This is a genomic window from Streptomyces sp. NPDC026500 (assembly GCF_055567635.1).
Window position 1 is genome coordinate 75,974 of sequence record NZ_JBVHQB010000019.1, and the last position, 24,256, is coordinate 100,229.

A 24,256-nucleotide genomic window follows, 5' to 3' on the forward strand; every position below is an offset into this window, starting at 1 on the left:
GAGCCATGCAATTCCTTGCAAATGCTCCCCGGACACGAGTGCGTGATGTCAGCCACCGCGATGTCGGCGACCGCATGGGTCATCGATCCCTGCATCCGCCGCCGGCCGAGGCGGCGCCCAACCTGCCCAGAGCGAGCGGGTAGTCGTGGCGCTTGGTAGTCGCTGTGGTTCAGCTCCCGCACGACTCGTTCCCCTTCGAGCAGCGTCGTTTGGTCGGAGGCTGCGGTGGGGTTTCTCGGCCCGGTCGGTCAAGACAGGATCTCGACGAACCCGTCGGTTCCGTGCACGCGGATCCGCTGCCCGTCCCGGATCAGCCGGGTGGCCTGCTCCACGCCCACGACGGCCGGCAAGCCGTACTCCCGGGCGATCACTGCGCCATGGGTCATCAGGCCGCCCACCTCCGTCACCAGGCCCGCGATTCCGACGAATAGCGGCGACCAGCTGGGGTCCGTGAAGGTCGTGACCAGGATGTCGCCCGCTTCGAGATCGGCCTCCGCCATGTCAAGGATGACGCGGGCCCTTCCCTCGACGGTCCCGGCGGAGACCGCCAGGCCGATCAGGGCGCCGGCCGGCACGTCGTCGCGCCGGTACGCACCGGTGACGGCCTCACCATCCGATGTGAGCACCCGAGGCGGTGTGAGCGCGTGGTACGACCGGAACGCGTCCTTGCGCCGCTGGATGAGGTGGTCATCCACCTGGTTCGAGCGCACGGCGGCGTGGAGTTCCTGGAACGTGAGGTAGAAGATGTCCTCCTTCTCAGGAAGCACGTTGGCCTGCACGAGACGCTCGGCCTCCTCCAGCAGGGCCTGCTTGTAGACGAAGTAGCGCCAGATGATGCCGTACTTCGGGTACTCCCGGTACCCGATGAAGGTGCGGACCCGGTCGATCATCCGCTTGGCCTCGTCGGCCATCTGGTCCCCGTCCGGCAGGGCCCGCAGGCGTGACAGCACGTCCTGTTCCGTCTTCTGCGCCTTCTGCAGCCCTTGCTCGAAGCGCCGTTCGGCGGCGCCCGGTTCGAAGTTCCTGACGTTGTCGAGGATCACGGGCACGAGCGTGGTGGGGCGCTCGCGCCAACGCGGCCTCGTGATGTCGATCTCGCCGACGCAGCGCATGCCGTACAGGTCGAGGTAGCCCTCGATGGCGTCGCGCGCCTCGGTCCCCCCGGCGAGTTTCGGCAACTCGTCGAGGAAGCCCTCGTCCTCGACGCCCTGCAGGAACGCCACCACCTCCGCGTGCGGGCGGATCACGTCCGCGACGTCGAGCAGTGCCAGTCCCATCTCCGACGTGACGTTGTCGGGGGCGGACAGCGTGAGCGTGTCGGCCGCGTTCTTCTCGCCCAGCCACTCCTGCAGCTTGTCGTTGAGCCACCACGTGGCCTCCATCCCCGCCATGATCGCCTGCATGTTCAGCGGATCAATGAGGACTCGCTTGTGCTCCTGGAAGGCCTCCAGCAGGAAGTCGAACAGCGCCGGTCCGGTCTTCGTCCGGATGTCTCGCTCCAGGGCGGCGATGGACGCCTGACTACGCTCGATCAGTTCGGTGACGATGGCCGGATCGGTCTCGATCGAGGCGGAGGCACGGCCGTCCGGCGGCCCGCCGGGACCTGCGTCGGGGAGCGGCGGGACGAAATCGTCGTGGTCGAGGACGGTTTCCAGAGCGTCCCTGACCAACGGATCGCCCTTCCCCATGACGTCCAGGAGGGCGGCGCGGCTCGCGGGGGAGGCCAGACGACGGGTGACGTCGACGAACAGTCTCCCGCCGGCCTCGTGCATCGGCACCATGGCTGTCAGCTGCCACATGGAGAACCCCAGCGGCTTCATGGGGTCGGTCATCATCTGCTGATGACCGACGGAGACGTAGACGTGGTTCTCCTGGTCGTCGGTCTCGGGGATGGGGAACAGCGTCGTGATCGGCCGACTCTGAACGATCTGGAAGTCATCATCGTCCAGGCACCATTCGATGTCCTGCGGACGGCCGAAGTGCGCTTCGATCCGCCGCCCGAGCTGCACGAGCCGTACGACCTGCGTATCCGTCAGCGCCGGCTGCTCCTGCCGCTGCGAGTCGATCGCCACTTCCTGCGTACCGCCGGCCGGCAGGGCGTGCACGGCACGCTGTTTGGCGGCGATCGCCTTGGCGACGACTTCGCCGTGCCGCACCTTGAAGACGTCCGGGTTCACCAGGCCGGAGACCAGGGCCTCGCCGAGGCCGAAGCCGGCGTCCACGGTGGCGACCTTCCGGTTGCCCGTGACGGGGTCTGCCGTGAACAGGATGCCGGCCGCCTGCGGGAAGACCATCCGCTGCACGACGACGGCCATGCGGACCGTGCGGTGGTCGATGCCGTTCCGCTGACGGTAGGTCACGGCCCGCTCGGTGAACAGCGAGGCCCAGCATCGGCTGACGTGCTGGAGGACCGCCGTCGGCCCCACGACGTTCAGATACGTGTCCTGCTGGCCGGCGAAGGAGGCCGTCGGCAGGTCCTCTGCCGTCGCGCTGGATCGGACGGCGTAGGCGGCTTGCTCGCCGAGCCGGGCGAGCGCGCGGGTGATCGCCGCGGCGAGATCGCCCGGAATGGCAATCCCCTCGATGGTCCGACGAATCTGCGCGCTGAGCGTGCCGATCGCCTCCCGGTCGTCCGGGTTCAAGCGCGCCAACTGATCGAGCCGATCGTCGATCGACGGCGCTTCCGCCATGATCCGCCGGAAGGCGTCCGTCGTCACGCAGAAGCCACCTGGCACGCGAATGCCTTCGATCCGCGACAGCCCGCCCAGGTGCGCGCCCTTGCCGCCAACGACCGCGACCTGCGTCTCGTCAACCTCGTGAAGATCCACCACGTACTGCTCGGTCATCGCGATACCTCCGAGGCAGCCGTGCTCCGTTGCGCTGCGGTGCCCGATCGAATCACCGGCGCCTCCAACTCTGCCGAACCTCTTGTCGAGCACGTCCTCATCCCTGCTTGCCTTCCCTCCGCCCACTCGGCCGGCCGCGCCGCCCAGTCGGGCGACGCGCACCCCCGCACCTTTGCGCCGAGCACCCGCAACCGCACTGCCGCTCCCACCCATGGTCCGACGTCACCACGTCCCCCATGCGTCGACAGCGATACACGCACGTCGTGCCCTCATTTCCGCAGGTTGTGGCATCGGTCGACGATTCTGCGCCGTGACCCGGGGCTTGCGGCAAGCCCCCCGGCGCGCTATACGTTGAGAGTGGCAAGGAGAGAGCTCTCCTTGCCTTTGTCTTTTGCCGTCCATTGGACTCGACAAGCTTCTCGCGAAGCGGCGGCGCGTCGCGTACGGGTACGCGCCGTTGGCTCAGTCGGATGTCCCATCGGCTTACGGATGCGGCCGCGGAACCAGAATTCTTTCCCACGGGAGACGCCACCACGTGAACGCGCCACCATCGCCGCCTGGAGTGGAGCGGACTGACGGATCATCCGTCCAGATCGGCGCTCTCGTTCCACTGACTCGGCCTGGCTGGGTCGAGGCCGGCCGACACCTGCTCGCTGGACTCGAGCTGGCTGCTCGCGAAGTCAATGACGCCGGCGGGATCGCGGGAAGGCCACTCGAGCTGGTGGTTCGAGACACCGCGGCTGATCCACAGAGGGCCGCGGCGGCCGTGGATGAGCTGGCTCGCCTGGGCGTGGTTGCCTTGGCAGGGGAGTACCACAGCGTGGTCGCTCGCGCCGCTGCCGCCAGGGCCGACGCCCTTGGCCTCCCGTTCCTCTGCTCGTCAGCGGTTCTCGACGCGCTCACCGATCAGCCGACGGAATGGGTCGCCCGCCTCGCCCCGGCGCAGTCCCACGGCTGGCAGATCTACGCGGACTTCCTCCTCGGCGCGGGCCACACTCGAATCGCCATAGCAGTCGAGCCGAGCGTCTACTGGGCATCCGGGGCACGCATTCTGCGGGACCATCTCGCTCCACGCGGCGGCACGGTCATCGAACTCGACGTGCGCGCGCTCTCCCCCACGGCCGTGTGCGACGAACTCGTCGACAGTCGTGCGACCGCCCTCCTTCTTCTCGTCGGCCACCCGGAGCCGGCGGTGTCGATCGTCAAGTCCCTACGCCGCGACCGGCGCCTCGCCGAGATCATGATGGGCGCTCCGGCCGGGCAACCGGAGTTCGCCGAATGGGCGAGGTTGCTGGGCAAGGACGGTGCCGGGATCCCGTTCCTGCGCTACCTGCCCGAGCGCCTGAACCCACTCGGGGTACGAGTTGAGACAGCGCTCCGCCAGCGGCTGGCCGAAGCGCCCTCCTTCGTCGCCTTCGAGGGGTACGACACGGTCACCGTGCTCGCCGATGTGCTGCGTTCTCACGGCGCGGACCGGGGGCGCACCGCCGCATCTTGGCCGCACGTTGCAGTCGAAGGCACCCGCGGGCAGATCCAGTTCTCCCGCATGCCAGGCATCAGCGTCTGGCAATGGGCCTGGACGCCAGTCCAGGTCGTTGATCGAGATCCGGCGGACCCCGATCGCTTTCGGATCCTTCACGCCGGCTGAGAGAGCACGGAGGCCCGAACGGGTCGGCCGGCACCCGGGGACCTCCGCCCGCATGCAGTGAGAGACGAAGCCGCGCAGCGTCCCGCGCTGCATTTCGGCCGGCCCGCGCAGGCAGCGGCCCGCTGGAACGAATTTGGTGACGAGGGGGGCTGGCCTGGTGTAGAGAGGAGGGCGCAATCAATCCTACGAGCGCGGGCGCAGATGTCGCGGTACGCCTGGCAGCCAGGGCACCGCCGGTGATTGACATTGCATACCGCTCATGATCACCAGCCGGAGGCTCTGATGCAGGTAGTGCTGCGAGACGTGAGAGACACCGACCTGCCCATCTTCTTCGCTCAGGTGAACGATCGCGAAGGGCTCCGGATGGCGGCGTTCACTCCCAAGGACCCATCAGACAGTGCGTATTTCGAGGCCCACTGGGCACGGATCCGCCAAGACTCAACGATCATCGCACGCACCGTCGTTGGCGACGGCGATGAGGTGCTCGGGAATGCTGCCGTGTTCGGACCGCCCGAGGAACGTGAGGTCACGTACTGGATCGGGCGGCAGTACTGGGGGCGAGGAGTAGCCACCGCCGCGCTGCGGGAACTCCTCGTCGTCGCGACGGAGCGTCCGTTGTACGCCCGCGCGGCGGCGGACAACCTCGCTTCGATCCAGGTCCTGAAGAAGTGCGGATTCGCGGTCACCGGCAGTGATCGGGGCTTCGCGAACGCACGAGGCGAAGAAATCGACGAAGTGCTCCTCACCTTGGCCGACTGACCCCACGCCCACCCAACCAATCCGGGTGCCGTGCTCGACTCCAGGTGGTGGTCGGGATCCACGGTGATTCGCAACCACGGTCCAACAACGGTCAACCACGGTCCAACAACGGTGTGGTCACCAGCACATCCTGAGATCCACGACGCAGCGTTCAACCGGCAGGATCCGACCCCTCGGCAGGCGTCCTTCGGACACTGGTGGCGAAGCAGGTAGCCCAGCCCCGCCGGAGCATTGCGGGACCGGGCTACGGATGGGACCCCTGACTGGCAGCAGGAGAACGGGCTCTCAAGAACTCCTACGCGATGCAGAACCGCGTAGACATACGTCGGTTCGGCGTCGTACGCCGCGACAGGTGGTCAGCACCAGCCTCCGCCGAGGTGGGAAAACGCCTTCCAGGCGGCCCTGGTCTTGGTTCCGGCGACGCCGTCGATGCCGCCGGTGTCATAGCCGAGGTAGGTGAGGAAGCGCTGGAGGCCGCGGATGGTGTTGGGGCCGACGTCACCGTCAACGGTTCCGGCGTTGAATCCGCGATCGTTGAGGAACCTTTGCCAGGCTTTCCAGCTGCTGGAGCCGAGTTGCCCGTCGATCGCGCCGGGGCTGAATCCGGCGTCGCGAACGTAGCACTGCACGCTCTTGGCTTCGGAGGTGGTGAGGCCGAGATTGTTGACGGCCAGAATGGTGACACTCTGGCCGCTCGCCGCGGCTGTGGCGGCCGACTGGGGAGCCGCGAAGGCGGCGCTCGCGCCTGTCAGGCTCCCCACGGCGATCCCGATGACAGCGGTGGCACTCACGAGCGCCCTGGATGCAGCACGCATTGTCTCCTCTATTCAGTCGCGTTCCTTCGGTCGCCGTCATCGGCCGACCGTGCTGCCAGCCTTGTCGGGAGCGGGCGTTGAGTGCTTGTACGAATGCGACCTGCAGCCCGAGATGCCGGATATCGGCCAACGTCCCCTGAAGTCGGCCAACTTCGGGACGCTCGGGTCACGGATCGCCCGGCACTTCTAGGGTTGCCGTGTCTGCGTTGACCGATGGGGGGATCGGGACGTGCACGAACTGTTCCTACAACCTGCTGCCTTGGACCTGCGCAATGAAGTTCTGGGATACCGCGGCTTCCGCTTCGATGTGGTGGGGACGCGGCGCAGACTGCTGATCCCCGACGCCGTGGTGAAGGTGATGCTGGGTTTCGGCGACCCGGTGCGCGTACAGGACTCTGTCGACCCGGCTCGCTACGCCAGCGGGGTCAGCCTCGCCAATGGGGCCCGCACGACGTCCGCGATCGGCGAGCACACCGGCCTCATCCACGGAGTGACCATCCTGCTCACTCCGCTCGCCGCCTACCGGTTGTTCGGGGTGCCCATGTCCGAGTGGGCCCAGACACCCGTGCCCCCCGAGAACCTGCGCCCGTCTCCCTGGGCCGACTTGCCCGCCCGACTGGCCCACGCCTCTGACTGGGGCCGCCGTTTCGCCCTGCTCGACCACGTCCTGCGTCAGGCACTCGACACAGGTCCCGCCGTCAGTCCCGAGGTGGCCTGGGCCTGGCATCGCATTCAGGGCACGCGCGGGCGGATCCAGGTCGAGGAACTCGCGGCGCGTACTGGCTGGAGCCGCCGTCACCTCGAGCGCCGTTTCCATCACCAGATCGGGCTGACTCCGAAAGGGACGGCGCAGGTGATAAGGCTGCAGGCGGCTCTGCGCGGCAAGGAGGCAGGTGCCACCTGGGCGGATGCGGCGGCCCAGGCCGGGTACCACGATCAGCCGCATTTCGACCGGGTGTTCAAAGCGATGACGGGCCGCACGCCCAGCGCCTTCAGCGCCTACCGCTCCGCTGCATCCCTGCGCGATGCGCAGGACTTCGTCCCGGGGCACGTCACGAGCGCGATGCTCGGGCACTCCCGCTGAGCACAAGTGGTGCGGGAACGCGCCGCTCAGGTCGAGGGCGGCACTGCCCGGTTCGATCATCCGGCCCTGCGGCGTGACCTCCAGCAGACCGCGCAGCCGCTACGGCAGCTCGGCGTCGCAGCCGCACGGCATCTCGAAAGGCAGGTGAACAGTGCTGCGGCCATTCATGACGCTTACCCAGCGGGTCCCCGGGTGCGGTGGCCGAGCCGGCGCGGATCCGCTGCGCGGGTCCCGGCACGCTGCGGCGGCCGGGACCCGCGTCCTCGCCCGGCTCGGCGATCAGCAGAGGAGAAGCGGACCGTCGTAGGCGTTCATGGGCACTACTGCACTACTGCACTGCTTCGGGCTTGACCGACACACAGCCTCATCCTCGACTCCTTGGAAACCAAAGCATCTTCGCCAGGACGGAGCACGGTGCTTCAGAACGCGGAGTTGGCGAACCAGTGGGCCAGCAGGTGCTCGTCGCCTTCGTGAGTGAAGGCCCCTGCGGTGTGGGGCAGGCGGCCGTAGACGAGCAGGAGCAGGTCGGCCGCAGTTCCCCGGACGGTCGCGTCGGCGGTGTCCGTCGTGGGGCGGTTCATGTCGAGCCCGAAGCCGTCGGGCCGCAGGCGGACGAGCCAGGCGTCGTCCCCGTCGGTCGTGTGGAAGCTGATGGTCTTGTGGGGGCCGGACAGGTTGGCCACCTTGGGGGCGAAAGAGGTGGCGAGGGGCAGGTTGACGAGAAACTCATCGATCCCGTCGACCGCGACCGCTCGGTCGACCGCGGGTTCGAGGTCGAGTGCGAGTTCGGCGTCGACCCGGTGCAGCAGGGTCTCGAAGAGCATCCGGCGTGCCCAGAAGCGCGCGTGCTGGTCGGTGCCCCATGCCCACATCGGCAGGTTCGGGTCGGTGGTTGCGAAGGCGTCCGCGGCCACGGTCGCACTTTCGTTCAGCCACTCGGCGTATCCGTCTTCCTGGTCCGGGAGCCGCAGGTCCACTTCGCGCGTGCGCGGGGGTTCCTGGATGCGCGCCCGCAGGAGTGCGGAGAACCAGCGCTGGACGCTGCCGGTGTGCTTGACCAGGTCGGCCAGCGTCCAGCCGGGGCAGGTGGGCACAGGTGTGGCCAGGTCGGCGTGCTTGACCGCAGCGACGAACCGGGCGGTCTCCGCCGCGACCGCCGTGGGGTGGTCGACCGGGGCGTGGAAGCGGCCGAGGCCGGGGTGGTCCGAGGTCGTCATGGATGAGCTGCCTTTCGAGGACGGTACGGGGATGCTGGGGTCGGCGATCAGACGAGCTCGGCCTGTGCTTCTGCTTCCGCTTCGGCGGGCGGCGTCCTCGTCCCGGAATCCGTGACCTTCGTCGGCACTGTCGTGCGAGGCGCGTGCACCGCCTTGATTCCGAACAGGGCAACGACCACAACCAGCAGGAACGCCACTCCCGCGATCACGAAGCTCAACGTGAACTGGCCTTCTTGCGGCAGGGCCGGCATCCCCTGTGGCAGCGGAATGGTCTTGGACGCCAGCAGCGAGATGATCACCGCGCTCGCGATGGCGCTGCCGACGGAGCGGGAGATGGAATTGATGCCGTTGGCGATGCCGGTCTGGTGGGCCGGGACGCTGGCAACGATGAGTGCGGGCATGGAGGCGTAACCGAAGCTGATCGCCAGACCGATGACCATACCCGAGCCGATCACCGAGGCAGTGGTGTCGTGCGCGGCGCTCAGCCAGGTGAAGCCGAGCACCCCGAAGCAGGCACCGGCGGCCAGCGTGCCGCGCGCGCCGAGTCGGCGCACCAGCACACCGCCGAGCTGGGCGCCCACGAGCGAGACGAGGGTGGTCGGCAGCAGGTAGATGACGGAGGCTCGGAGCACGGAGGCGCCGAAGCCGTAGCCGGCGATGTCCTTGGGCACCTGGACGAGGTAGGAGACGCCGATGAACTGGGCGAACATCGCGAAGCCCAGCAGCAGCCCGGCCAGGTTGGTGAAGAGAACAGGTCGGTGGGCGAACATCTTCATGTCCACCATCGGTTCCTTGACGCGGCGCTCGGTGACGACCCACACGACTGCCATCACGACCGCGCCCGCGAAGGCGCCGAGCGTACGGCCGGACGTCCATCCCCATGCGTGCCCTTGCGAGATGGGCACCAGGAGCAGTACCAGCAGCACCGCCAGGCCGACCGCGCCCAGCCAGTCCGTCCGCCCTCCGGTTTTCGTGCGGGAGGCGGGGACCGCGAACAGCACGCCCGCCAGCGCTGCCACCGCGAGCACGGCGGCGAGCCAGAAGACCCGGTGGTAGTCGGGGTCGGAGCCCCGGGTCAGCAGCCCTGCGCCGACCAGTGCCAGCCCGCTGCCGAACGCGAGTGTGCCACTGACCAGGGCCATGGCGCCGTGCAGCTTCTCCGGCCTGATCTCCTCGCGCAGGATCGAGAGGGCGAGCGGAAAGATCGCGGTTGCCGCTCCCTGCATCACCCTGCCGACGATCAGCCAGGTCAGCGAGGTCGTGGTGGCGGCGAGCACCGAGCCCGCGATCATCACGAGCAGGACGCCCACGAGGGTCGGCTTCTTGCCGTGCTGGTCGCCGAACCGTCCGAGCAGCGGAGTGAAGACGGCGGCCGACAGGAGCGTGGCCGTGGTCACCCAGCTCACGTTCGCCGTCGTGGTGTCGAGGTCGTTCTGGATGATCCCCAGGATCGGGACGACAAGGGTCTGCATCATCGAGACGACCATGGCGGCAAGCCCGAGCACCAGCACGACCGCGGTGTCGCCTGCGGGTCGTCGGGTGACCGTGTGCTGTTCGTGAGACACGGAGATTCTTTCCTACCTCGAGAGCTGAAGGAACTACTTGAGAACTACTTGAGAACATCGATGCTTGAGAACTTCAAGCAATGACGAGACCGTAGCCATCAATATTTGAGATCGTCAAGTTTCCTGGCGTAGGCTGACGAGCGTGACTGGTACTCCCCGCAGCGACCCGGCCCAGCTCATGGAACTGCTCTCGGTGTCCCTGGCTGCCTACTACGGCGACTTCACGGTCGCCGCTGCGAGCGAGAACCTCACCGCCAGCCAGGGCAAGACACTCAACGTGTTGCGCCGGGGACCCGCCTCCATGAGTGCGCTGGCCACCACGCTGACCTGCGACGCCTCCAACATGACCGGGATCATCGACCGGCTGGAGAAGCGCGGCTTGGTGCGTCGCGAGCCGAGACCCTCCGATCGCCGCGTCAAGAATGTCGTCCTGACCGCCGAGGGCGAGCGCGTCATCGACGTGATCCGCGGGAAGATGCACACCACCCAGGCGGGCCTGAGCAGACTCGACGAGCAGGAGAGGGACACCCTGTACGCCCTGCTGGAGCGCGCCTTCACCTCCCAGGACGCTGCAGTCCGGCCCTGAGATCGTCTGTGGGCGGGGACGCGCCGCAGTGGGGGTCGGCCCATGGGCCTGGAGGATTGCCGGAGTCACCAGCCTGCCTGTGCCGGCCTGCAGTAGGCGCTGACGTGCTGGGTACGAGGATGCTCCGGACCCGCGCTCAGGCCGTGAGGGAGGCAAGCCGACCGGTCAGGATCTCGTTGACCTCGTCGCGGCGTTCCTGCTGAATCCGGTGGCCGCAGCCGTCGAGGATGTGCGCGGAGAGCAGACCGGGCAGGGGGGTGGGGTATGCCTGGATCGCCTCGGCCATCCAGCCGGTGGAGGCGTCCAGCGTCCCGCCGAGGAAGAGCGACGGGTGGGTGATGGGCCTGCCGTTGAAGCCGGCAAGGCGGACCTCACGGACCGGTGCCGTGCATGCCTCATCGGTTCCTTCTTGCGGCGGGACCGGTGTCGTGATGACCGGGCCGTCCTCACATGTCGAGGACGACATCGGTGTCGGGATGGGCACAGCAGATCAGGGCCTGTCCCGCGGGAGGCTCCTCGAGCGGGGGCGACGTGTAAGCGATCTCGCCGGACAGGAGAGGTGTGATGCAGGTGTGGCACACCCCGGTGCGGCAGCTCCAGCGGACGGGAACGTCGCATGCCTCGGCGAGTTCGAGCAGGCTGCTTCGCCCGTTCGGGAACGGTGTGGAGATGCCGCTGCGGGCGAAGGTCACCACCGGGCCGGTCCCGGGCGGGCCGGGCGGTTGGTGCGGCCGTGGACCGCTCTGTCCGGTCAGACCGGGGGTGATGGAGGGAAGCGCACCGAAGAGCTCGGAGTGGACGGCGCCAGGATCGACCCCGGCGGCGGTGAGCGCGTCTTTGATGTCGGTCATGAACGAGGCCGGCCCGCAGACGTACGCGGTTGCGTCTGCCGGGACACCGAGAGCGATCAGGTTGTCCTTGGTGAGGCGTCCTGGCCGGGCCTGATCGCGGCTGTACTCGCAGGGCTGGGCGGCGCTGTAGAACACGCGCTCGCGGGAGTGCGGCAGCGCGGAGAGCAGGGTGTGTGCCTCCGCGGCCAGTGTGTGCTCCCGCGGGCTGCGGGCACCGTGGATCCACCAGACCTCGCGGGCGCTGGACGATGCCGCAAGCTCGTGCAGCATGGCCAGCACCGGAGTCAGACCGATGCCGGCGGAGATGAGAAGGACCGGTCCGGTGCCCTCCTGGAGGACGAAGTCGCCTCGGGGGGCTGCGGCGTCGAGCGTCGCACCGGGCCGCAGCTTCGTGGTCAGATACGCGCTGACCGTGCCGTGCGGTTCGTGTTTGACGCTGATCCGATAGCGGCCGCCATCGGGCGCCGAGGACAGCGAGTAGCTGCGCACCGGGGCAGGTTGTCCGGCTCCGGGCACGCGCAGCGTCAGGTACTGGCCCGCGCGGGCAGGAGGGAGCCGGGATTCGTCCGGGGCCACGAGGTGGATCGACGACACTGTTGCGTTCTCGGGAATCACGTCAGCCACGCGCAGCGCTCTGAATCCGTCCCACGCCGACGCCGCGCCGCCTGCGGCAGCAGCGCCCGGAACCTCCGCGGCCTCCAGCAATTCACGGAACGAGCCCTGCCAGCCGGGGCTCAGAGCAGGGATGGTCACCGCCAGCCGCAGCTTCTCGGGGTCCCGGTCAGGGAGGTAGAGCAGTGCGTCGGTGTCGGCCACACTCAGTGTGCCCGGCCCGGACCCGATCTTGATGATCTCTTCGCCGGCCTGGATGTGCCCTTCCCGCAGGATCCGCATGTAGAACCCCGGACGGTGGTGGCTGACCAGCAGAGCGGGCAGCTCGGGTTCACCGAGGCGCATGCCCACGCGGTAGCAGGTGACGCGAGGCTGGGTCACCTCGAACTCGGCTTCCCCGATGCGGTACCGGTCACCGATGCACACCTCGTCGTCCGGAAGGCCGTCGACGGTGAGGTTCTCCCCGAACTGACCGTGCCCGAGGTCGTCGCGGCCGAAATGCCGCTTCCAGTGCTGGTACGACTCGATCTGGTAGACCAGCACGGCCCGCTGCTCACCGCCGTGGCCGGCCGTGTCGCCCTGCCCGTCGCCGTCGATGTTGAGACGCCGCACCATCACCGGTCCGTGCACCGGGTACTTCCACACACCGGTGAAGACGGTTCGGCCCCGCCAAGGCACATTCTTCGGCATACCGACGTTCACCGAAAGCAAAGACGGCACCGGGTCCTCCCTCTCTCGGTAGCTCTCCTACGAACACGGCGGCAGTGGTCAGGCCCGTTGATCAGAGAGCGCTGCGTCGAGCTCGAGGTTGCGGTCCACTCCGTGCGAGACGACGTTCTGCCCGGGTTCCAGGCTCTGCCGCACACCGTCGAGGTGCATGTCGATCTCGTCCGGTTCGCACGACACCATCCCAGAAATCCGGTGTACCTCGTCCGAGGCGGCCACGTACGACCATGCTGCACGCCGGGCGCTTGCCGTAGGACACATGGGAAGTGGGGCCGCCCGGAGGTTTCCGGGCGGCCCCACTTCTTGCATGGCGCTGTGAGGTCAGGCGCGGTGGTTCTCGTAGTAGCCGCCGACCTGCTCGTGGTAGCCGGCGTCGCCGACGTGCTTGTCCTTGTCGAACTCGGGAGAGTCCTTGATCTGGTCCTTGGTGAGGGCGACGTAGATCTTCCGTTCGGCCTGGTCGACCGTCTTCACGGTCCCGGCCGGCAGCAGAACGTGCTTGCCGAAGATCCACACGCCGGTGTCGACGACGAGGTACGAGGAGCTGACGTCGTCCGAGTGCTTGTCGACCTTCCCGATACTGCCGTCGGTCGCCTCGACCTTGTACCCCGTCAGATCGGTGCCCGCGATGTGGCCGGTGGTCGGCTGGTAGCCCCAGATGCTGTCACTCATAAAACGGCTCCCTCATCGAAATTCTTCGCCACTCCACAGAAAGACTGTGGAGTCGTACAGGCGTCATCCAAATTCGATGACGTTTCCTCGGAACGTCGGGTGCCCTCCATCCCAGATGCCACACACGCGCACCGAGGAAATACGTCATCTGTATTCACCCACGTGCACCCGCGCAACGGAGCGCGGGTGGGTCCCGACGCGTTGGCGTCGGGGCCCACCCGGGTCAGTGAGTTAGTTCCGGACATGCCTACCAGCGGTACCAGCGGCCCCGCTTGCCGCCGCTTGCCGCGGGGCGGATCACGAAGCCGAGCACCCATACGACCAGCACGATGACGGCGATCCACCACAGAGCCTTGAGTGCGAAACCGGCACCGAAGAGGATCAGAGCGAGCAGAAGAACGAGAAGAATAGGAACCATAGTTATCAACCTCCGAGCCACCGTGTCCCCTGCGAAACGATCTCCACTCCCGCGGAGCTTAGATATTTCTTACGGACCTGGCGTGACGAAAGTTCCACGGACTGCCTTCCGGGTTTGAGGGCGCAATCAGGGGTGACACGGGAGATGGAATATTTCTCAATAGGGACAGGATGTGAGTGGTTGTGGCTGCGGACGAGAAGGCCCAGGCCAAGGGCGAGCAGGCCAAGGGCAAGGTCAAGAAGGTGGTCGGCGGTGCGGTGGGCAACGAGTCCCTGAAGGCTGAGGGTCACGTCGAAGAGTCCAAGGGCGATCTGCGCTCGGCCAAGGAGAAGGCCAAGGACGCCATCAAGCCCAAGTAGCGCCGGCCTGACCGATCCCGGCAGCCCACTTTGCTTTGGGCCGCCGGGATCGGTGCTGTCCTGGCAGCGAACCACGCCCCGTCGCCTGAACGTTCGGGCCACTCGGGCGCACGACCGGCTACTCGTCGGTATCTGTTCGACGCGGCGGAAGCACCCGTGAGCAAGCCGGGCGCCCGACACGTCCAGCTCTGGCGGGGCGCGCGGCATGATTCCGGCATCGGCTCGATCGTCGGCATCGCGCTGGCAGTTCGGTCCGCGTACGGGTATGTGACGGCGTTCATCCGTGCCGCGAACGCCGCGAACGCCGCGTACGACGTGACCGAGGGCCGCCCGGCTGGGAAGAGCCCGCCGGTGTGTCTCGGCACCTCTGTGAGTGCGATCCTCGCCCAGCGCGCTCCTGGTCCCCCCAGTCAGGACGCCGGCGCAGACGGCCATGATTCCGGGAACGAACGCCCGACTGGCTCACTCAAGGTGCGTCGAACCGGATACACACCAGACTTGATTCATGGCAGAAGAGCGTCGGCCGCGCCCAAGGAAATCCTCGACGACAACAGCTCGCCGCACGCCGTCCGTGCGTGGAGCGGAAGATGCTGCGCGTGCTGCCTGCCGGAGCCTGGAAGGCCTGATCGGCCATCCCACGGAGGGCGTATCGGCAGTGGGGCGTGAGGGCGACGGCTGGTGTGTCGTCGTGGACGTCCTTGAGCTGCCGCGGATTCCGGACACGACGAGCCTTCTCGCTTCGTACGAGGTGCGGCTCGACCAGGACGGCGAACTCATGGAGTACCGCCGGGTCCGACGCTACCGGCGGGGGTCCGCCGACGAGTGACCAGCAACTCAGGTCTGCCCGACTACCGGAAGGATGCCCCATGCCTGCGACCACCTACTCCGACGAGGTAGTGGCGTGCCCACCGCGCGCCGGCACGTTGTACGACGTGCTCGAACTCATCCTTGACCGGGGCATGGTGATCGATGTGTTCGTCCGGGTGTCCCTGGTCGGCATCGAGATCCTCAAGATAGATGCGCGCATCGTGGTAGCGAGTGTCGACACGTACCTGCGATTCGCGGAAGCGTGCAACCGGCTTGACCTGGAGCGTGATTCCGGCAGCACCACCGTCCCCGAGCTGATCGGCGGTGGTGCCGCCAAGTCCATCGGCAAACGCAAGGTTCGCAGGGCCGCGGAAACTGTGGGCGACACCGTTCGCAAGGTGGTCGGCGGCGGTGACGACGACTCCGACGAGCCTGATGAGGACGAGGAAGAGCAGCAGGAACGGCCGAGGAAGCGTCGTGCTCCGGCCCGGGGCAGCAGCAGCCGCCGACGACGACCTGTGGAGGCGTGAGTCGTGGCCGACGATGGCGTGTACGTCTACGCGATCATCCGCGCGGGAAGGCCGCTGCCGGTGGACGCGACGGGTGTGGGCAGCCCGGCTGCGCAGCTGCGGGCGATCCGGCAGGGACGGGTCGCCGCTGTTGTGAGTGAGGCTCCGCCCAAGCTCCGCGCCAGACGGCGCGATCTGCTCGCTCACCAGGATTTGCTGTTGCGCCTGTCGGAGCAGGGGTCGGTACTGCCAATGCGGTTCGGCATGGTCGCGTCCGACGAGGAGGCGGTGCGCGGCCAGTTGAAGGCCCGCGAGGCGGACCACGTGGCCGCTCTGGAACACCTCTCCGACGGGGTCGAGGTAAACCTCAAGGCGCTCCCGGCCAAGGACGCGCTGGCAAACCTTGTGGCGCAGGACAAGCACGTCCGCCGGCTGCGGGACGAGGCGCGTCGACGGCCCGGATACGAAGCCAGCCTGCGACTGGGCGAGGCCGTCTCGGCTGCTCTGGAGAGCAGGGCCGCCGAAGCCGGCCGGCGAATTCTGCACGAGCTCACGCCCAGGGCCCGTGCGGTGGCCTCAGGTCCCGAAGTCCAGGGATGCGTGCTCAACGCGTCATTCCTCGTAAACCGCGGCGACAGCGATGCCTTCCGAAGCGCGGCCGAGCGTTTCGGCCGTACGCATCGCGACCGTGTGGAGCTGCGTCTCACGGGCCCGCTCCCTTGTTACAGCTTCGTCTCCGCCGAAGGAACTCCCGTCCGAGCCATCGGAGTCTGAGATGGGAATCATCACCGGCCTGCTCACCCTCCCGATCGCGCCGGTCCGCGGCGTTATTTGGGTGGCGGAGAAGCTCAATGACGCCGCCGAGCGTGAATTGCACGACCCAGGAGTACTCCGTGCCCAACTGGCTCTGCTGAACCAGGAGCTTGAAGACGGAGACATCAGCCTGGAGGAGTTCGAGCGAGAAGAGGAACGGCTGCTCGACCGGCTGCATGCCGCACAGACCTGTTCCACGCCGAAAGACCGAAGGTGACGAGATCATGGATGACAAGGAAAAGGTGGCTCTCGCGGCTGCGGTAGTGGGCGGCTATGTGCTGGGCCGTTCCAAGAAGGGCCGACTGGCCTTGTCCATTGCCACCTACCTGGCGGGCCGGCGATTCGGTCTTGAACCTCGCCAGCTCGCCGCCGAAGGGATGCGCAGACTGGGGGAGATCCCGCAAGTCGCCGAGTTGCAGGAGCAATTGCGAGGGGAAGTGCTGGAGGCGGGCCGCAAGGCCATGACCGCCGCCGCTGACCGCGGCATGAGCACGCTTGCCGACACCCTCAGCGACCGGACGGCCCGCCTCCTGGAGAAGGCGGATGAGGGGGAGGAGTACGAGGAGGAGTACGCCCCGGACGAGGAGGCCGCGGAGTACGAGGAGGGGGAAGAGGAGGAGGGGGAGCCGGAGGCCGAGTACGAAGAGGACCAGGTCGAGGAGGAAGAGGAAGAGCCGGAAGACGAATACGAGGACGAGGAAGAACCGGAAGAAGAGCCGGAAGAGGAAGAGCCCGAAGAAGAACCGGAGGCGAGGCCGCGGAGGCGCCGCGGTTCGCAATCGGATCGGTCCCGCAGGGCACCCGCACGAGCGGCACGTAAGAAGGCGGCTCCCGCAGGCGGGGACAAGCCTCGGGCGGCCAAGAAGACTGCGCCGGCGAAGAGGACCACCTCCAGCAAGACGGCTGCGAAGAAGGCGGCACCCAGCAAGAAGACCGCGGCCGGCAAGACCGCCAAGAGCTCGGCGGCGAAGAAGACGGCGGCGAAGAAGGCGGCTCCGGCCAAGAAGACGGCGGCGAAGAAGACCGCGGCGAAGAAGACGGCGGCGAAGAAGGCGGCACCGGCCAAGAAGACCGCGGCGAAGAAGACCGCGGCGAAGAAGACGGCGGCGAAAAAGACTGCGGCCAAGAAGACCGCAGCGAAGAAGACAGCTCCGGCCAAGAAGACTGCGGCGAAGAAGACGACGTCTTCCAAGCGAGCAGCATCCAAGCGTGCCGATCGTCGGAGGTAGGCAGCGATGACCAAGACGGAAAAGGACGAATCGGCAGAGGAATCGTCGGGCGCGGACCGGCTTCGCGAAGAGCTGTCCAAGTTCGTGTCTGCGCAGCTGGAGAATCTCACCGAGAAAGCCGGTGACAAACTCACGGACGTCGCCGGACAACTCAGTGACGCGGCCCAGAACGGTGGCTCGCTTCCCGCGATCGGCTCCCGCATCCTCCAGGGCGACTCACCGCTGAAGGCGTTTTTGTCGGAGAAGGCCAAGGGCGTCAAGGACAACGTCGTAGAAAAGGCCAAGAGCGCCTTCGGGGGCGGGAAGGGGAAGCGGAAGGCCAGCGGCGGCAAGGTCATGAACATCATCGAGGTTCTCGATGTCGGAGTGCCGCTCCGGGACACCTACGACTACTGGACTCAGTACGACAAATTCAGCAGCTTCGCGAAGGGCGTTCGCGACGTTTCGAAGAGCGACGAGACAGGGAGCGACTGGAAGGTCAAGGTCGGCCCTTCGTCGCGCAGCTTCAAGGCGACTGTCCAGGAGCAGATTCCTGATGACCGCATCGTGTGGACCTCCGAAGGCGCCAAGGGGACCACGCGCGGCGCGGTCAGCTTCCACGAGCTGGCGCCCACCCTGACTCGAATCGTCCTGGTGGTGGAGTACTACCCGTCGGGATTCTTCGAGAAGACGGGCAACCTCTGGCGGGCGCAAGGGCGCCGCATGCGACTGGACTTCAAGAACTTCCAGCGGTACGTGACTCTCACCAATGAAGAACCCGAGGGCTGGCGGGGCGAAATCCGTGACGGCGAGGTCGTCGTATCCCACGAGGACGCCGTAGAAGAGGAAGAGGCTGAGCAGGAGGAGTCGGAGGGCGAAGAGCCCGAGGGCGAGGGCGAAGGCGATGCGGAGGAAGGCGCCGACTCCGCATACGAGGACGAGGACGAGGACGGAGAAGCGGAGGAGGGCGCGTACGAGGACGAGGAGGAGGCGTACGAAGGCGAGGGGGAGGAGGGGGCGGAGGACGCATACGAGGACGAGGACGAAGAGGGGGCCGAGGCCGAAGACGAAGACGAGGCGCAGGACGAGGAAGAAGCTCCCAGGAAGAGGCGAGGACAGAGGCGACACCGTGAGTGAAGTCGACTACCGGCAGGGCTCGTACCCCGTCTCCGGTCCTCAGACCACCAACCTCGCCGACATTCTCGAACGCGTTCTGGACAAAGGAATCGTGATCGCCGGGGACATCAAGGTCGATCTCCTCGACATCGAACTGCTCACCATTCGTCTCCGCTTGTTCGTGGCGTCCGTGGATACCGCGAAGAAGGCCGGAATCGACTGGTGGGAAAATGATCCGGCCCTCAGTTCGCGTGCTTCACGCAACGCCTTGCAGGAAGAGAACCGCGAATTGCGTCAGCGGCTGAAACAGCTCGAATCCGAGACGCCGGAGAAATCGTTCGAATCCGAGACGTCGGAGAAATAGCCACAGCGGCGGCCCCACAGCAGCAACGCCCCGAGACGGCACGGAACAAGGAGAACCGAGGTACATGACCGAGCGCGGGCCTGAGCCTACGGGCGTCAACACCATCTACGTGTTCGCTGTCTGCTGGAACCCGGACCTTTCGGCCGTCGTCGGGCTGCCGGGTGTCACTGAAGAGGCGCCTGTGAGCTCTCTGTCGCTGGGGACACTGACGGCGATCGTCCAGACCGTCCGCGCGAGCGACTTCACGGACGAAGTCTGGCAGGCGCGCCTGTCCGACCAGCGGGAACTCGAACGATACGCACGCGCCCACCATGATGTCGTCGCCGCGGTCGCGGCTTGCTGCCCGACAGTTCCCCTGCCGATGGCCACGCTGTACCACGACGAGGAGAGGGCGCGAGAGGCCCTCGCCAAAGAGGCGGATCGGTTCAATACCGCGCTCAAGCGCATCGCCCACCACGCCGAATGGGGTGTGAAGGTCTACGCGCCGCCCAGCCCGCGAGACGACACGGTACAGACGCCGATCCGGCAGGTCGCGCCGACCGAGCGCTCTCGCCCGGCGGCTGGAGCCGGCCTTGCCTACCTGAACCGCAAGCGGGGCGCGCAGGAGCGCCGCGAGCGGATCCAGGACGAGGCATTGAGGACCGCGGAAGCGGTGGATGCCGAAGTCCGGGGCCTTGCCACCGCGTCCCGTAGGTTGCGGCCGCACGCCCAGCCGGCCGGGGAACGCCGGGTCCAGGTCCTCAATGCGACGTATCTGGTGGCCGAACACCGCGCTGAGGACCTGGCCCTGCTGGCACGGACGCTGCGGGAACGCACCGGGGCGGATATCGAGCTGTCCGGGCCGTGGGTGCCCTACTCATTTGTTGGCGAGGTGTAGACGGTGACGCACGACGTGGTGCCCTGGGACACCCCGGGGCCCCTGAGCGGCCCCATCGGGGTCCCGCTCGTCGATCTGTTGGACCGTGTCCTGGCAACCGGCGTGGTGATCAGTGGGGATCTGGTCATCGGCATCGCTGACGTTCCGCTGGTGCGGTTGTCCCTTCATGCGCTGCTGTCGTCCGTCAACGAGCGCGTCCCGGCTCCCTGGGCGGACGGCGGTCCGCTGTGAGCGGCTCGCGACTCGATCTGGACTCCGACCAGATGGGGCGCGACCTGGTCGCCCTGGTACTCACCGTGGTCGAACTCCTCAGGCAGCTGATGGAGCGCCAGGCGATTCGCCGTGTCGAGCAGGGCGACCTCAGTGAAGAGCAGGTCGACGAGATCGGGACCACGCTCATGTTGCTCGACCAGCGGATGGCGGAACTCTGCGAGCAGCACGGAGTGCGTCCGGAGGATCTCAATCTCGACCTCGGCCCGCTCGGAACCCTTTTGCCCAGGAGCTGAAGACGTTGATCCAGCTCTGCTGGATCCGCAGCGACCCTCGCCGTGCCCGCCGCGGCAGAGCTGGCCGACCCTGCCCTGCCCGGCCTGAGACCTGCGGTAACGGGGTCTTGCCCCTGCCCGGCCCTGGGGCCGCGTGAGAATTCGCCCGGATCGCATGGCCCTTCCTGAACTGATCCGCGATGTTCCGGGTACTCGCGCCTCAACGACTGCCGAAACGCGTCATGGCGCTTCGGCCTCAGCGAAGAGACAGGCGGGAGGTGGTCGCGTGTCAAACGCGCAGTCGCATGTCGACGGACCCGGACCCGGCAGGCAAACGCGGGGAACCGGGTCGGATCAGGTGGGTGAGCTGGTAGAGCGGGCCTCGCAGCAGCTCACCGAACTGGTGCGAGGCGAACTTCGGCTGGCCCAGGCGGAGATGAAGGAGAAGGGCAGGCGCTACGCCAAGGGCAGCGGACTGTTCGGCGGCGCGGGAGTGGTCGGCTTTCTGATGCTGGAAGCCCTCGTGGCTGCCGCGATCGCCGGCTTGTCCGTGCCGCTGCCGGTGTGGGCCGCAGCGCTCATTGTCACCGCCGTTCTGGGCGTTGTTGCCGCGGTGATCGCCCTGAGCGGCAAGAAGCAGATCAGCCGTGCGGCTCCCCCGATGCCGGAGCAGGCGATCGAGAACGTGAAGGCCGATGTGGCCGAGATCAAGGAGAGTGCCCACCGATGAACAACCCGTCGGACGATGAGCAGACTGCCGCCACTCCTGGAGAACTGCGGGAGCAGGTCGAGCAGACCCGCGCCGAGCTGGGGGAGACGGTCCAGGAGTTGGCCGACAAGGCTGATGTCAAGGCCCGGGCCAAGGAGAAGGGTGCCGAGGTCAAGGAGAGGACCGCCGAGGTCGCGGAGCAGGCGGTGGCCAAGGCGGGGGAGTTGAAGGCCAAGGCCGCCGGGGCTGCGCACTCGGTCCAGGACAAGCTGCCCGACGCCGTCAAGGACAAGGCCGGTCAGGCCGCCGGGCAGGTTCGGGACAAGGCCGCGCAGGCCGGGAGCCTGTGGGAGGAGAGGGCTCCCGAGTCGGTGCGGCAGCATGCGGCTGAGGGCGCGCGCATGGCAAAGAACAACCGCACGCTGTTGTTGGGAGTCGCAGGTGCGGCGCTGATCGTGTGGTGGGTGGTCCGTCCCAGGAAGGGATGACCCCGGGCGACGGAGGCGGCCTGCCCCGCGTCACTGGGCACACGCGCCGTCGCTCAGCGGGTTCCGACCTCCGGCCGATGAATCGTCCGGATCGACGCCGGTGCAGGCAGAGGCGTCCTACGCGCCGCCGGGCCGCCGCGACTTTTCGCGGCGGCCGGTGTCGTGCATGCCTTCGGGCTTCGTTCTCCGGTCTTCGGCTCTCGCGGTCATGCTTTGGGCAGTACTTCTTGGAGGGTCCCGAGCCTTACGCTGAGCAGGTGCCGAGCAGGTCGTGGCCCAGCCGGGTTCGCGTCGCGCCGCACACTGTCGTCGCGCAGCGGCAGGAGCCCGGATGCGGAGGCGACGCTGGTCGCTGTTGTCCCAACGATCAGCGCCCGGGTCCGGATGGCGCCGGGACCCAGCCTTTGAGTGACCTGCCCGACTCGGGTCAAACAAGTTCGTCGGCGGATCGCCGGCCGCACGGGAGCATCAGCCTCGTCCGGACCCGGAGTCGTCGGCCAGAGCGATGCGCGCGGTGACGCGTTTGCCGGACGGTTCCACGTGGACCTGGAAGTTCCGCGCGACGGCCATGACGATCTCCAGGCCGTGGCGACCGATGCGGAGGGGATCGACGGCGCAGGCGACCGGCCGGGTACGGCGGCTGTCTCGCACGGTCACCTCCACCGTGGCCTCCGCGATGCGCAGTTCCATGAATATGGGACCAGGGGCATATTTTCGCGCGTTGGTGACCAGTTCGCTGACCACCAATTGGGTCAGGTCCATCACGCGGGTGGAGACGACGACGTCCTGATCTGCCTTTACGCGGGTGAGGAAGTCCGCCGCGAGGTGACGTGCCTCGGCGATGCAGGAGTTGCCGCCGGCCAAGGGGACAGCGGTGGCTATGGGGTGAGTGCTCGGCGCCCCCGCTCGGTCCCTACCGGACGACTCCATATTTGTTCACCTTCGTTCCTGTTGTCCGCACATGTACCCCGGGCGGCAGAGAAGATGCTGCTGCTCCTCCCACGCATCCGCTGTTCGGGCATGCCGCCCCGTAGCATCGGGACCGGGTGGGGCACACGCTCCGGCCGCAACGGCCCAGCGAGCGCATTCGAGGACACGGTGACAGACGTACAGCCAGCACAGTCCGGCCATTTTTCCGTCAACCACTCCACCATCGACGGTGTGCGGGTCGTCACCGTGTGCGGCGAGCTGGATCACCTCGTACGTGACCGTCTCGGAGAGGCGCTGAACCAGCAGGCGGGCGACGCGCCACCGCGGATCGTGGCAGACCTCGCCGGGGTCACCTTCATGGACTCCAGTGGCATCAACGCTCTCATCGGTGCTCATCGCGTGGCTACCGACGCTCAGGGCTGGATCCGTCTGGCCGGCGCGCAGCAGTCCGTGCTGCGCGTGATGCAGCTCGTCGGTATCGACGAGCTCATCCCTTGCTACCCCACCGTGGTCCAAGCACTGGAGGGCTGACCCCGCAGGATCGCGAGTGCGCGGCGGGAGCACCCTGGGACTCGGCACCTTACGAGGGGGGCGCCGATCCTTCGTCGTGCAGGTGGTGTCGGTCCTCCTCGTCCCATTTCCGGGTGTCGCGCGGCTCGGTGTAGGGCTCGGTTTCCGGAGACATGCCGCCGGCGATCGCCCGTTGGCGCACAGCCTCCGCGTCGAATTCCAGGCCAAGGAGAATGACTAGGTTGCTGATCCACAGCCACACCAGGAAGACGACGACGCCGGCCATCGTGCCGTATGTCTTGTTGTACGAGGCGAAGTTGGCCACGTAGAAAGCGAATCCGGCGGAGGCGATCATCCAGAGCACCAGGGCCAGGAAGCTGCCCGGCGTGATCCACTTGAATCCCTTCACCTTCGCGTTCGGGCTCGCCCAGTACAGGATCGCGATCATCACCGTGACCAGAACGACCAGGACGGGCCATTTGCCGATCGACCACACGGTCAGGGCGGTGTCCCCGATCCCGAGCGCCGTGCCGGCCTGGCGGGCCACGCCACCGGTGAAGACCACGATCAGCGCACTGACCACCGCCAGCACCATCAGTACGACCGTCACACCGACGCGCACCGGCAGGATCTTCCATACCGGGCGGCCCTCGGGCATGTCATAGACGACGTTCGCGGCGCGTATGAACGCCGCGACATAGCCGGATGCCGACCACACCGCCACCGCCAGACCGACGATCGCCACGATGGAGCCGGTGCCGGCGTTGCCCTGCAACTGCTCCACGGCGCGGGTGATGATGTCACGGGCAGGGCCGGGGGCGAGCTGTCTGAGATTGTTCAGCACCTTGTCCGTGGTCGACCTGCCCGTGATGCCCAGCAGGGAGACCAGGACCAGCAGGGCCGGGAACAAGGCGAGGACCCCGTAGTACGTCAGCGCCGCCGCCCGGTCGGCCAGCTCGTCCTCCTTGAACTCCCGCAGGCTCCCGGTGAACACCTTGCCCCACGCCCGCCTGGGCAGCTTCGTCGGCGCATCAGGGGCCCGCCGCTCCACCTCGGGTCCGGGACCGGCCTCCTCGGGTGCCGGCCCGTCGCCGCCGGCGTTTTGGTCTATTTGTTCTGGAAAGTGCGATTCCGTCATGTCCGCCGGGTACCCCGGTTCATGGCATTGAGCAGCGGTCCGGAGCGAATGGGCGGATGGGCAAGAGCGTCGAGCCCGTGGGCCGCGCCCGGCTCGTCCCTGGCGGCGCCGCGCGGGATTGTGGCGAGTCGGCGGTGGCGTCCT

At 67.4% G+C, this 24,256-nt stretch carries 28 protein-coding genes and 1 pseudogene; 18 read left to right on the top strand and 11 right to left on the bottom strand.

What is annotated here, in order from left to right:
- Positions 1-248: 248 nt before the first annotated feature.
- Positions 249-2,846 (bottom strand): rifamycin-inactivating phosphotransferase, encoded by a 2,598-nt coding sequence (gene rph / locus ACZ4N5_RS30205; protein ID WP_467760214.1) that lies wholly within the window; start codon positions 2,844-2,846, stop codon positions 249-251.
- Between the two features lie 535 nt (positions 2,847-3,381).
- Between rph and ACZ4N5_RS30210 the strand changes: the two genes are divergently transcribed.
- Entirely contained in the window at positions 3,382-4,494 is a 1,113-nt protein-coding gene (locus ACZ4N5_RS30210; RefSeq protein WP_467760215.1) for an ABC transporter substrate-binding protein, read from the top strand.
- A 282-nt stretch (positions 4,495-4,776) separates the two neighbouring features.
- The gene (locus ACZ4N5_RS30215; RefSeq protein WP_467760216.1) at positions 4,777-5,253 is read left to right on the top strand and encodes a GNAT family N-acetyltransferase; all 477 of its coding nucleotides are present in this window, start codon (positions 4,777-4,779) and stop codon (positions 5,251-5,253) included.
- 356 nt (positions 5,254-5,609) lie between these two features.
- Here ACZ4N5_RS30215 and ACZ4N5_RS30220 read toward each other — a convergent pair whose 3' ends face one another.
- Entirely contained in the window at positions 5,610-6,044 is a 435-nt protein-coding gene (locus ACZ4N5_RS30220) for a peptidoglycan-binding domain-containing protein (protein WP_467760217.1), read from the bottom strand.
- Positions 6,045-6,297: 253 nt separating this feature from the next.
- On the opposite strand from ACZ4N5_RS30220, the gene ACZ4N5_RS30225 reads away from it, so the two are divergent.
- Positions 6,298-7,152: a helix-turn-helix transcriptional regulator gene (locus tag ACZ4N5_RS30225; RefSeq protein WP_467760218.1), complete on the top strand. Its 855-nt coding sequence runs from the start codon at positions 6,298-6,300 to the stop codon at positions 7,150-7,152.
- A gap of 419 nt (positions 7,153-7,571) precedes the next feature.
- Here the strand turns inward: ACZ4N5_RS30225 and ACZ4N5_RS30230 are convergent, their stop codons facing one another.
- Both ACZ4N5_RS30230 and ACZ4N5_RS30235 read right to left on the bottom strand, forming a co-directional pair.
- Complete coding sequence (locus tag ACZ4N5_RS30230) at positions 7,572-8,369, bottom strand: maleylpyruvate isomerase family mycothiol-dependent enzyme (RefSeq protein ID WP_467760219.1); 798 nt, start codon at positions 8,367-8,369, stop codon at positions 7,572-7,574.
- Between the two features lie 47 nt (positions 8,370-8,416).
- Positions 8,417-9,934 (bottom strand): MFS transporter, encoded by a 1,518-nt coding sequence (locus ACZ4N5_RS30235; RefSeq protein ID WP_467760220.1) that lies wholly within the window; start codon positions 9,932-9,934, stop codon positions 8,417-8,419.
- A 178-nt stretch (positions 9,935-10,112) separates the two neighbouring features.
- Between ACZ4N5_RS30235 and ACZ4N5_RS30240 the strand changes: the two genes are divergently transcribed.
- Positions 10,113-10,520: a MarR family winged helix-turn-helix transcriptional regulator gene (locus ACZ4N5_RS30240; RefSeq protein WP_467760300.1), complete on the top strand. Its 408-nt coding sequence runs from the start codon at positions 10,113-10,115 to the stop codon at positions 10,518-10,520.
- Between the two features lie 136 nt (positions 10,521-10,656).
- Here ACZ4N5_RS30240 and ACZ4N5_RS30245 read toward each other — a convergent pair.
- From ACZ4N5_RS30245 to ACZ4N5_RS30265, 5 genes and pseudogenes are all read right to left on the bottom strand, one after another.
- Positions 10,657-10,884: pseudogene (locus tag ACZ4N5_RS30245) on the bottom strand (alpha/beta fold hydrolase); the annotation flags it as partial.
- An 82-nt stretch (positions 10,885-10,966) separates the two neighbouring features.
- Positions 10,967-12,703 (bottom strand): MOSC domain-containing protein, encoded by a 1,737-nt coding sequence (locus ACZ4N5_RS30250; protein WP_467760221.1) that lies wholly within the window; start codon positions 12,701-12,703, stop codon positions 10,967-10,969.
- A 48-nt stretch (positions 12,704-12,751) separates the two neighbouring features.
- On the bottom strand, positions 12,752-12,928 hold the full coding sequence (locus tag ACZ4N5_RS30255) for a hypothetical protein (protein WP_467760222.1): 177 nt from the start codon (positions 12,926-12,928) through the stop codon (positions 12,752-12,754).
- 102 nt (positions 12,929-13,030) lie between these two features.
- Positions 13,031-13,381, bottom strand: coding sequence for a PRC-barrel domain-containing protein (locus ACZ4N5_RS30260; RefSeq protein ID WP_389402056.1), 351 nt, complete (start codon positions 13,379-13,381; stop codon positions 13,031-13,033).
- A gap of 247 nt (positions 13,382-13,628) precedes the next feature.
- Positions 13,629-13,799 carry a hypothetical protein gene (locus ACZ4N5_RS30265; protein ID WP_033279275.1) on the bottom strand — a complete coding sequence of 57 codons (171 nt, stop codon included), beginning with the start codon at positions 13,797-13,799 and terminating at the stop codon, positions 13,629-13,631.
- Between the two features lie 182 nt (positions 13,800-13,981).
- Between ACZ4N5_RS30265 and ACZ4N5_RS30270 the strand changes: the two genes are divergently transcribed.
- The 13 genes from ACZ4N5_RS30270 to ACZ4N5_RS30330 all read left to right on the top strand — a co-directional run bounded on the left by ACZ4N5_RS30270 (position 13,982) and on the right by ACZ4N5_RS30330 (position 21,534).
- Entirely contained in the window at positions 13,982-14,158 is a 177-nt protein-coding gene (locus tag ACZ4N5_RS30270; protein WP_467760223.1) for a CsbD family protein, read from the top strand.
- Between the two features lie 505 nt (positions 14,159-14,663).
- Positions 14,664-14,984: a gas vesicle protein GvpO gene (locus tag ACZ4N5_RS30275; RefSeq protein ID WP_467760224.1), complete on the top strand. Its 321-nt coding sequence runs from the start codon at positions 14,664-14,666 to the stop codon at positions 14,982-14,984.
- A 40-nt stretch (positions 14,985-15,024) separates the two neighbouring features.
- A complete protein-coding gene (gvpJ, locus tag ACZ4N5_RS30280) occupies positions 15,025-15,495 on the top strand; it encodes a gas vesicle protein GvpJ (RefSeq protein WP_467760225.1) in 471 nt (156 codons plus the stop codon).
- A 3-nt stretch (positions 15,496-15,498) separates the two neighbouring features.
- Positions 15,499-16,248 (top strand): GvpL/GvpF family gas vesicle protein, encoded by a 750-nt coding sequence (locus tag ACZ4N5_RS30285; protein WP_467760226.1) that lies wholly within the window; start codon positions 15,499-15,501, stop codon positions 16,246-16,248.
- Between the two features lies 1 nt (position 16,249).
- The gene (locus tag ACZ4N5_RS30290) at positions 16,250-16,504 is read left to right on the top strand and encodes a gas vesicle protein GvpG (RefSeq protein WP_467760227.1); all 255 of its coding nucleotides are present in this window, start codon (positions 16,250-16,252) and stop codon (positions 16,502-16,504) included.
- 7 nt (positions 16,505-16,511) lie between these two features.
- Positions 16,512-17,516, top strand: a complete 1,005-nt coding sequence (locus ACZ4N5_RS30295) for a histone H1-like repetitive region-containing protein (protein ID WP_467760228.1) — start codon at positions 16,512-16,514, stop codon at positions 17,514-17,516.
- A gap of 6 nt (positions 17,517-17,522) precedes the next feature.
- Complete coding sequence (locus tag ACZ4N5_RS30300) at positions 17,523-18,632, top strand: SRPBCC family protein (RefSeq protein WP_467760229.1); 1,110 nt, start codon at positions 17,523-17,525, stop codon at positions 18,630-18,632.
- Positions 18,625-18,975: a gas vesicle protein gene (locus ACZ4N5_RS30305; RefSeq protein ID WP_467760230.1), complete on the top strand. Its 351-nt coding sequence runs from the start codon at positions 18,625-18,627 to the stop codon at positions 18,973-18,975. The genes ACZ4N5_RS30300 and ACZ4N5_RS30305 overlap by 8 nt, the downstream gene beginning before the upstream one ends.
- A 64-nt stretch (positions 18,976-19,039) precedes the next feature.
- Entirely contained in the window at positions 19,040-19,852 is an 813-nt protein-coding gene (locus ACZ4N5_RS30310; RefSeq protein ID WP_467760231.1) for a GvpL/GvpF family gas vesicle protein, read from the top strand.
- 3 nt (positions 19,853-19,855) lie between these two features.
- Positions 19,856-20,083, top strand: a complete 228-nt coding sequence (locus ACZ4N5_RS30315; RefSeq protein ID WP_467760232.1) for a gas vesicle protein — start codon at positions 19,856-19,858, stop codon at positions 20,081-20,083.
- Positions 20,080-20,358 carry a gas vesicle protein K gene (locus ACZ4N5_RS30320; protein ID WP_467760233.1) on the top strand — a complete coding sequence of 93 codons (279 nt, stop codon included), beginning with the start codon at positions 20,080-20,082 and terminating at the stop codon, positions 20,356-20,358. The genes ACZ4N5_RS30315 and ACZ4N5_RS30320 overlap by 4 nt, the downstream gene beginning before the upstream one ends.
- A 337-nt stretch (positions 20,359-20,695) precedes the next feature.
- Positions 20,696-21,067: a phage holin family protein gene (locus ACZ4N5_RS30325; protein ID WP_467760234.1), complete on the top strand. Its 372-nt coding sequence runs from the start codon at positions 20,696-20,698 to the stop codon at positions 21,065-21,067.
- Entirely contained in the window at positions 21,064-21,534 is a 471-nt protein-coding gene (locus tag ACZ4N5_RS30330) for a DUF3618 domain-containing protein (protein ID WP_467760235.1), read from the top strand. Before ACZ4N5_RS30325 ends, ACZ4N5_RS30330 begins: the two co-directional genes overlap by 4 nt.
- Positions 21,535-22,002: 468 nt before the next feature.
- Here ACZ4N5_RS30330 and ACZ4N5_RS30335 read toward each other — a convergent pair whose 3' ends face one another.
- Complete coding sequence (locus ACZ4N5_RS30335) at positions 22,003-22,464, bottom strand: ATP-binding protein (protein ID WP_467760236.1); 462 nt, start codon at positions 22,462-22,464, stop codon at positions 22,003-22,005.
- A 168-nt stretch (positions 22,465-22,632) separates the two neighbouring features.
- Here ACZ4N5_RS30335 and ACZ4N5_RS30340 point away from each other — a divergent pair, with 168 nt between their 5' ends.
- Entirely contained in the window at positions 22,633-22,995 is a 363-nt protein-coding gene (locus ACZ4N5_RS30340; protein WP_467760237.1) for an STAS domain-containing protein, read from the top strand.
- A gap of 49 nt (positions 22,996-23,044) precedes the next feature.
- On the opposite strand, the gene ACZ4N5_RS30345 is transcribed toward ACZ4N5_RS30340, so the two are convergent.
- The gene (locus ACZ4N5_RS30345) at positions 23,045-24,112 is read right to left on the bottom strand and encodes a YihY/virulence factor BrkB family protein (RefSeq protein WP_467760238.1); all 1,068 of its coding nucleotides are present in this window, start codon (positions 24,110-24,112) and stop codon (positions 23,045-23,047) included.
- Positions 24,113-24,256: the final 144 nt, after the last annotated feature.

What these genes read in the sequence shown, in the direction of transcription:
- rph (WP_467760214.1), bottom strand. Translation starts at nt 2,846, where the DNA reads ATGACCGAGCAGTACGTGGTGGATCTTCACGAGGTTGACGAGACGCAG.
- ACZ4N5_RS30215 (WP_467760216.1), top strand. Translation starts at nt 4,777, where the DNA reads ATGCAGGTAGTGCTGCGAGACGTGAGAGACACCGACCTGCCCATCTTC.
- ACZ4N5_RS30230 (WP_467760219.1), bottom strand. Translation starts at nt 8,369, where the DNA reads ATGACGACCTCGGACCACCCCGGCCTCGGCCGCTTCCACGCCCCGGTC.
- ACZ4N5_RS30240 (WP_467760300.1), top strand. Translation starts at nt 10,113, where the DNA reads ATGGAACTGCTCTCGGTGTCCCTGGCTGCCTACTACGGCGACTTCACG.
- ACZ4N5_RS30260 (WP_389402056.1), bottom strand. Translation starts at nt 13,381, where the DNA reads ATGAGTGACAGCATCTGGGGCTACCAGCCGACCACCGGCCACATCGCG.
- ACZ4N5_RS30265 (WP_033279275.1), bottom strand. Translation starts at nt 13,799, where the DNA reads ATGGTTCCTATTCTTCTCGTTCTTCTGCTCGCTCTGATCCTCTTCGGT.
- ACZ4N5_RS30275 (WP_467760224.1), top strand. Translation starts at nt 14,664, where the DNA reads ATGGCAGAAGAGCGTCGGCCGCGCCCAAGGAAATCCTCGACGACAACA.
- gvpJ (WP_467760225.1), top strand. Translation starts at nt 15,025, where the DNA reads ATGCCTGCGACCACCTACTCCGACGAGGTAGTGGCGTGCCCACCGCGC.
- ACZ4N5_RS30290 (WP_467760227.1), top strand. Translation starts at nt 16,250, where the DNA reads ATGGGAATCATCACCGGCCTGCTCACCCTCCCGATCGCGCCGGTCCGC.
- ACZ4N5_RS30295 (WP_467760228.1), top strand. Translation starts at nt 16,512, where the DNA reads ATGGATGACAAGGAAAAGGTGGCTCTCGCGGCTGCGGTAGTGGGCGGC.
- ACZ4N5_RS30300 (WP_467760229.1), top strand. Translation starts at nt 17,523, where the DNA reads ATGACCAAGACGGAAAAGGACGAATCGGCAGAGGAATCGTCGGGCGCG.
- ACZ4N5_RS30310 (WP_467760231.1), top strand. Translation starts at nt 19,040, where the DNA reads ATGACCGAGCGCGGGCCTGAGCCTACGGGCGTCAACACCATCTACGTG.
- ACZ4N5_RS30330 (WP_467760235.1), top strand. Translation starts at nt 21,064, where the DNA reads ATGAACAACCCGTCGGACGATGAGCAGACTGCCGCCACTCCTGGAGAA.
- ACZ4N5_RS30335 (WP_467760236.1), bottom strand. Translation starts at nt 22,464, where the DNA reads ATGGAGTCGTCCGGTAGGGACCGAGCGGGGGCGCCGAGCACTCACCCC.
- ACZ4N5_RS30345 (WP_467760238.1), bottom strand. Translation starts at nt 24,112, where the DNA reads ATGACGGAATCGCACTTTCCAGAACAAATAGACCAAAACGCCGGCGGC.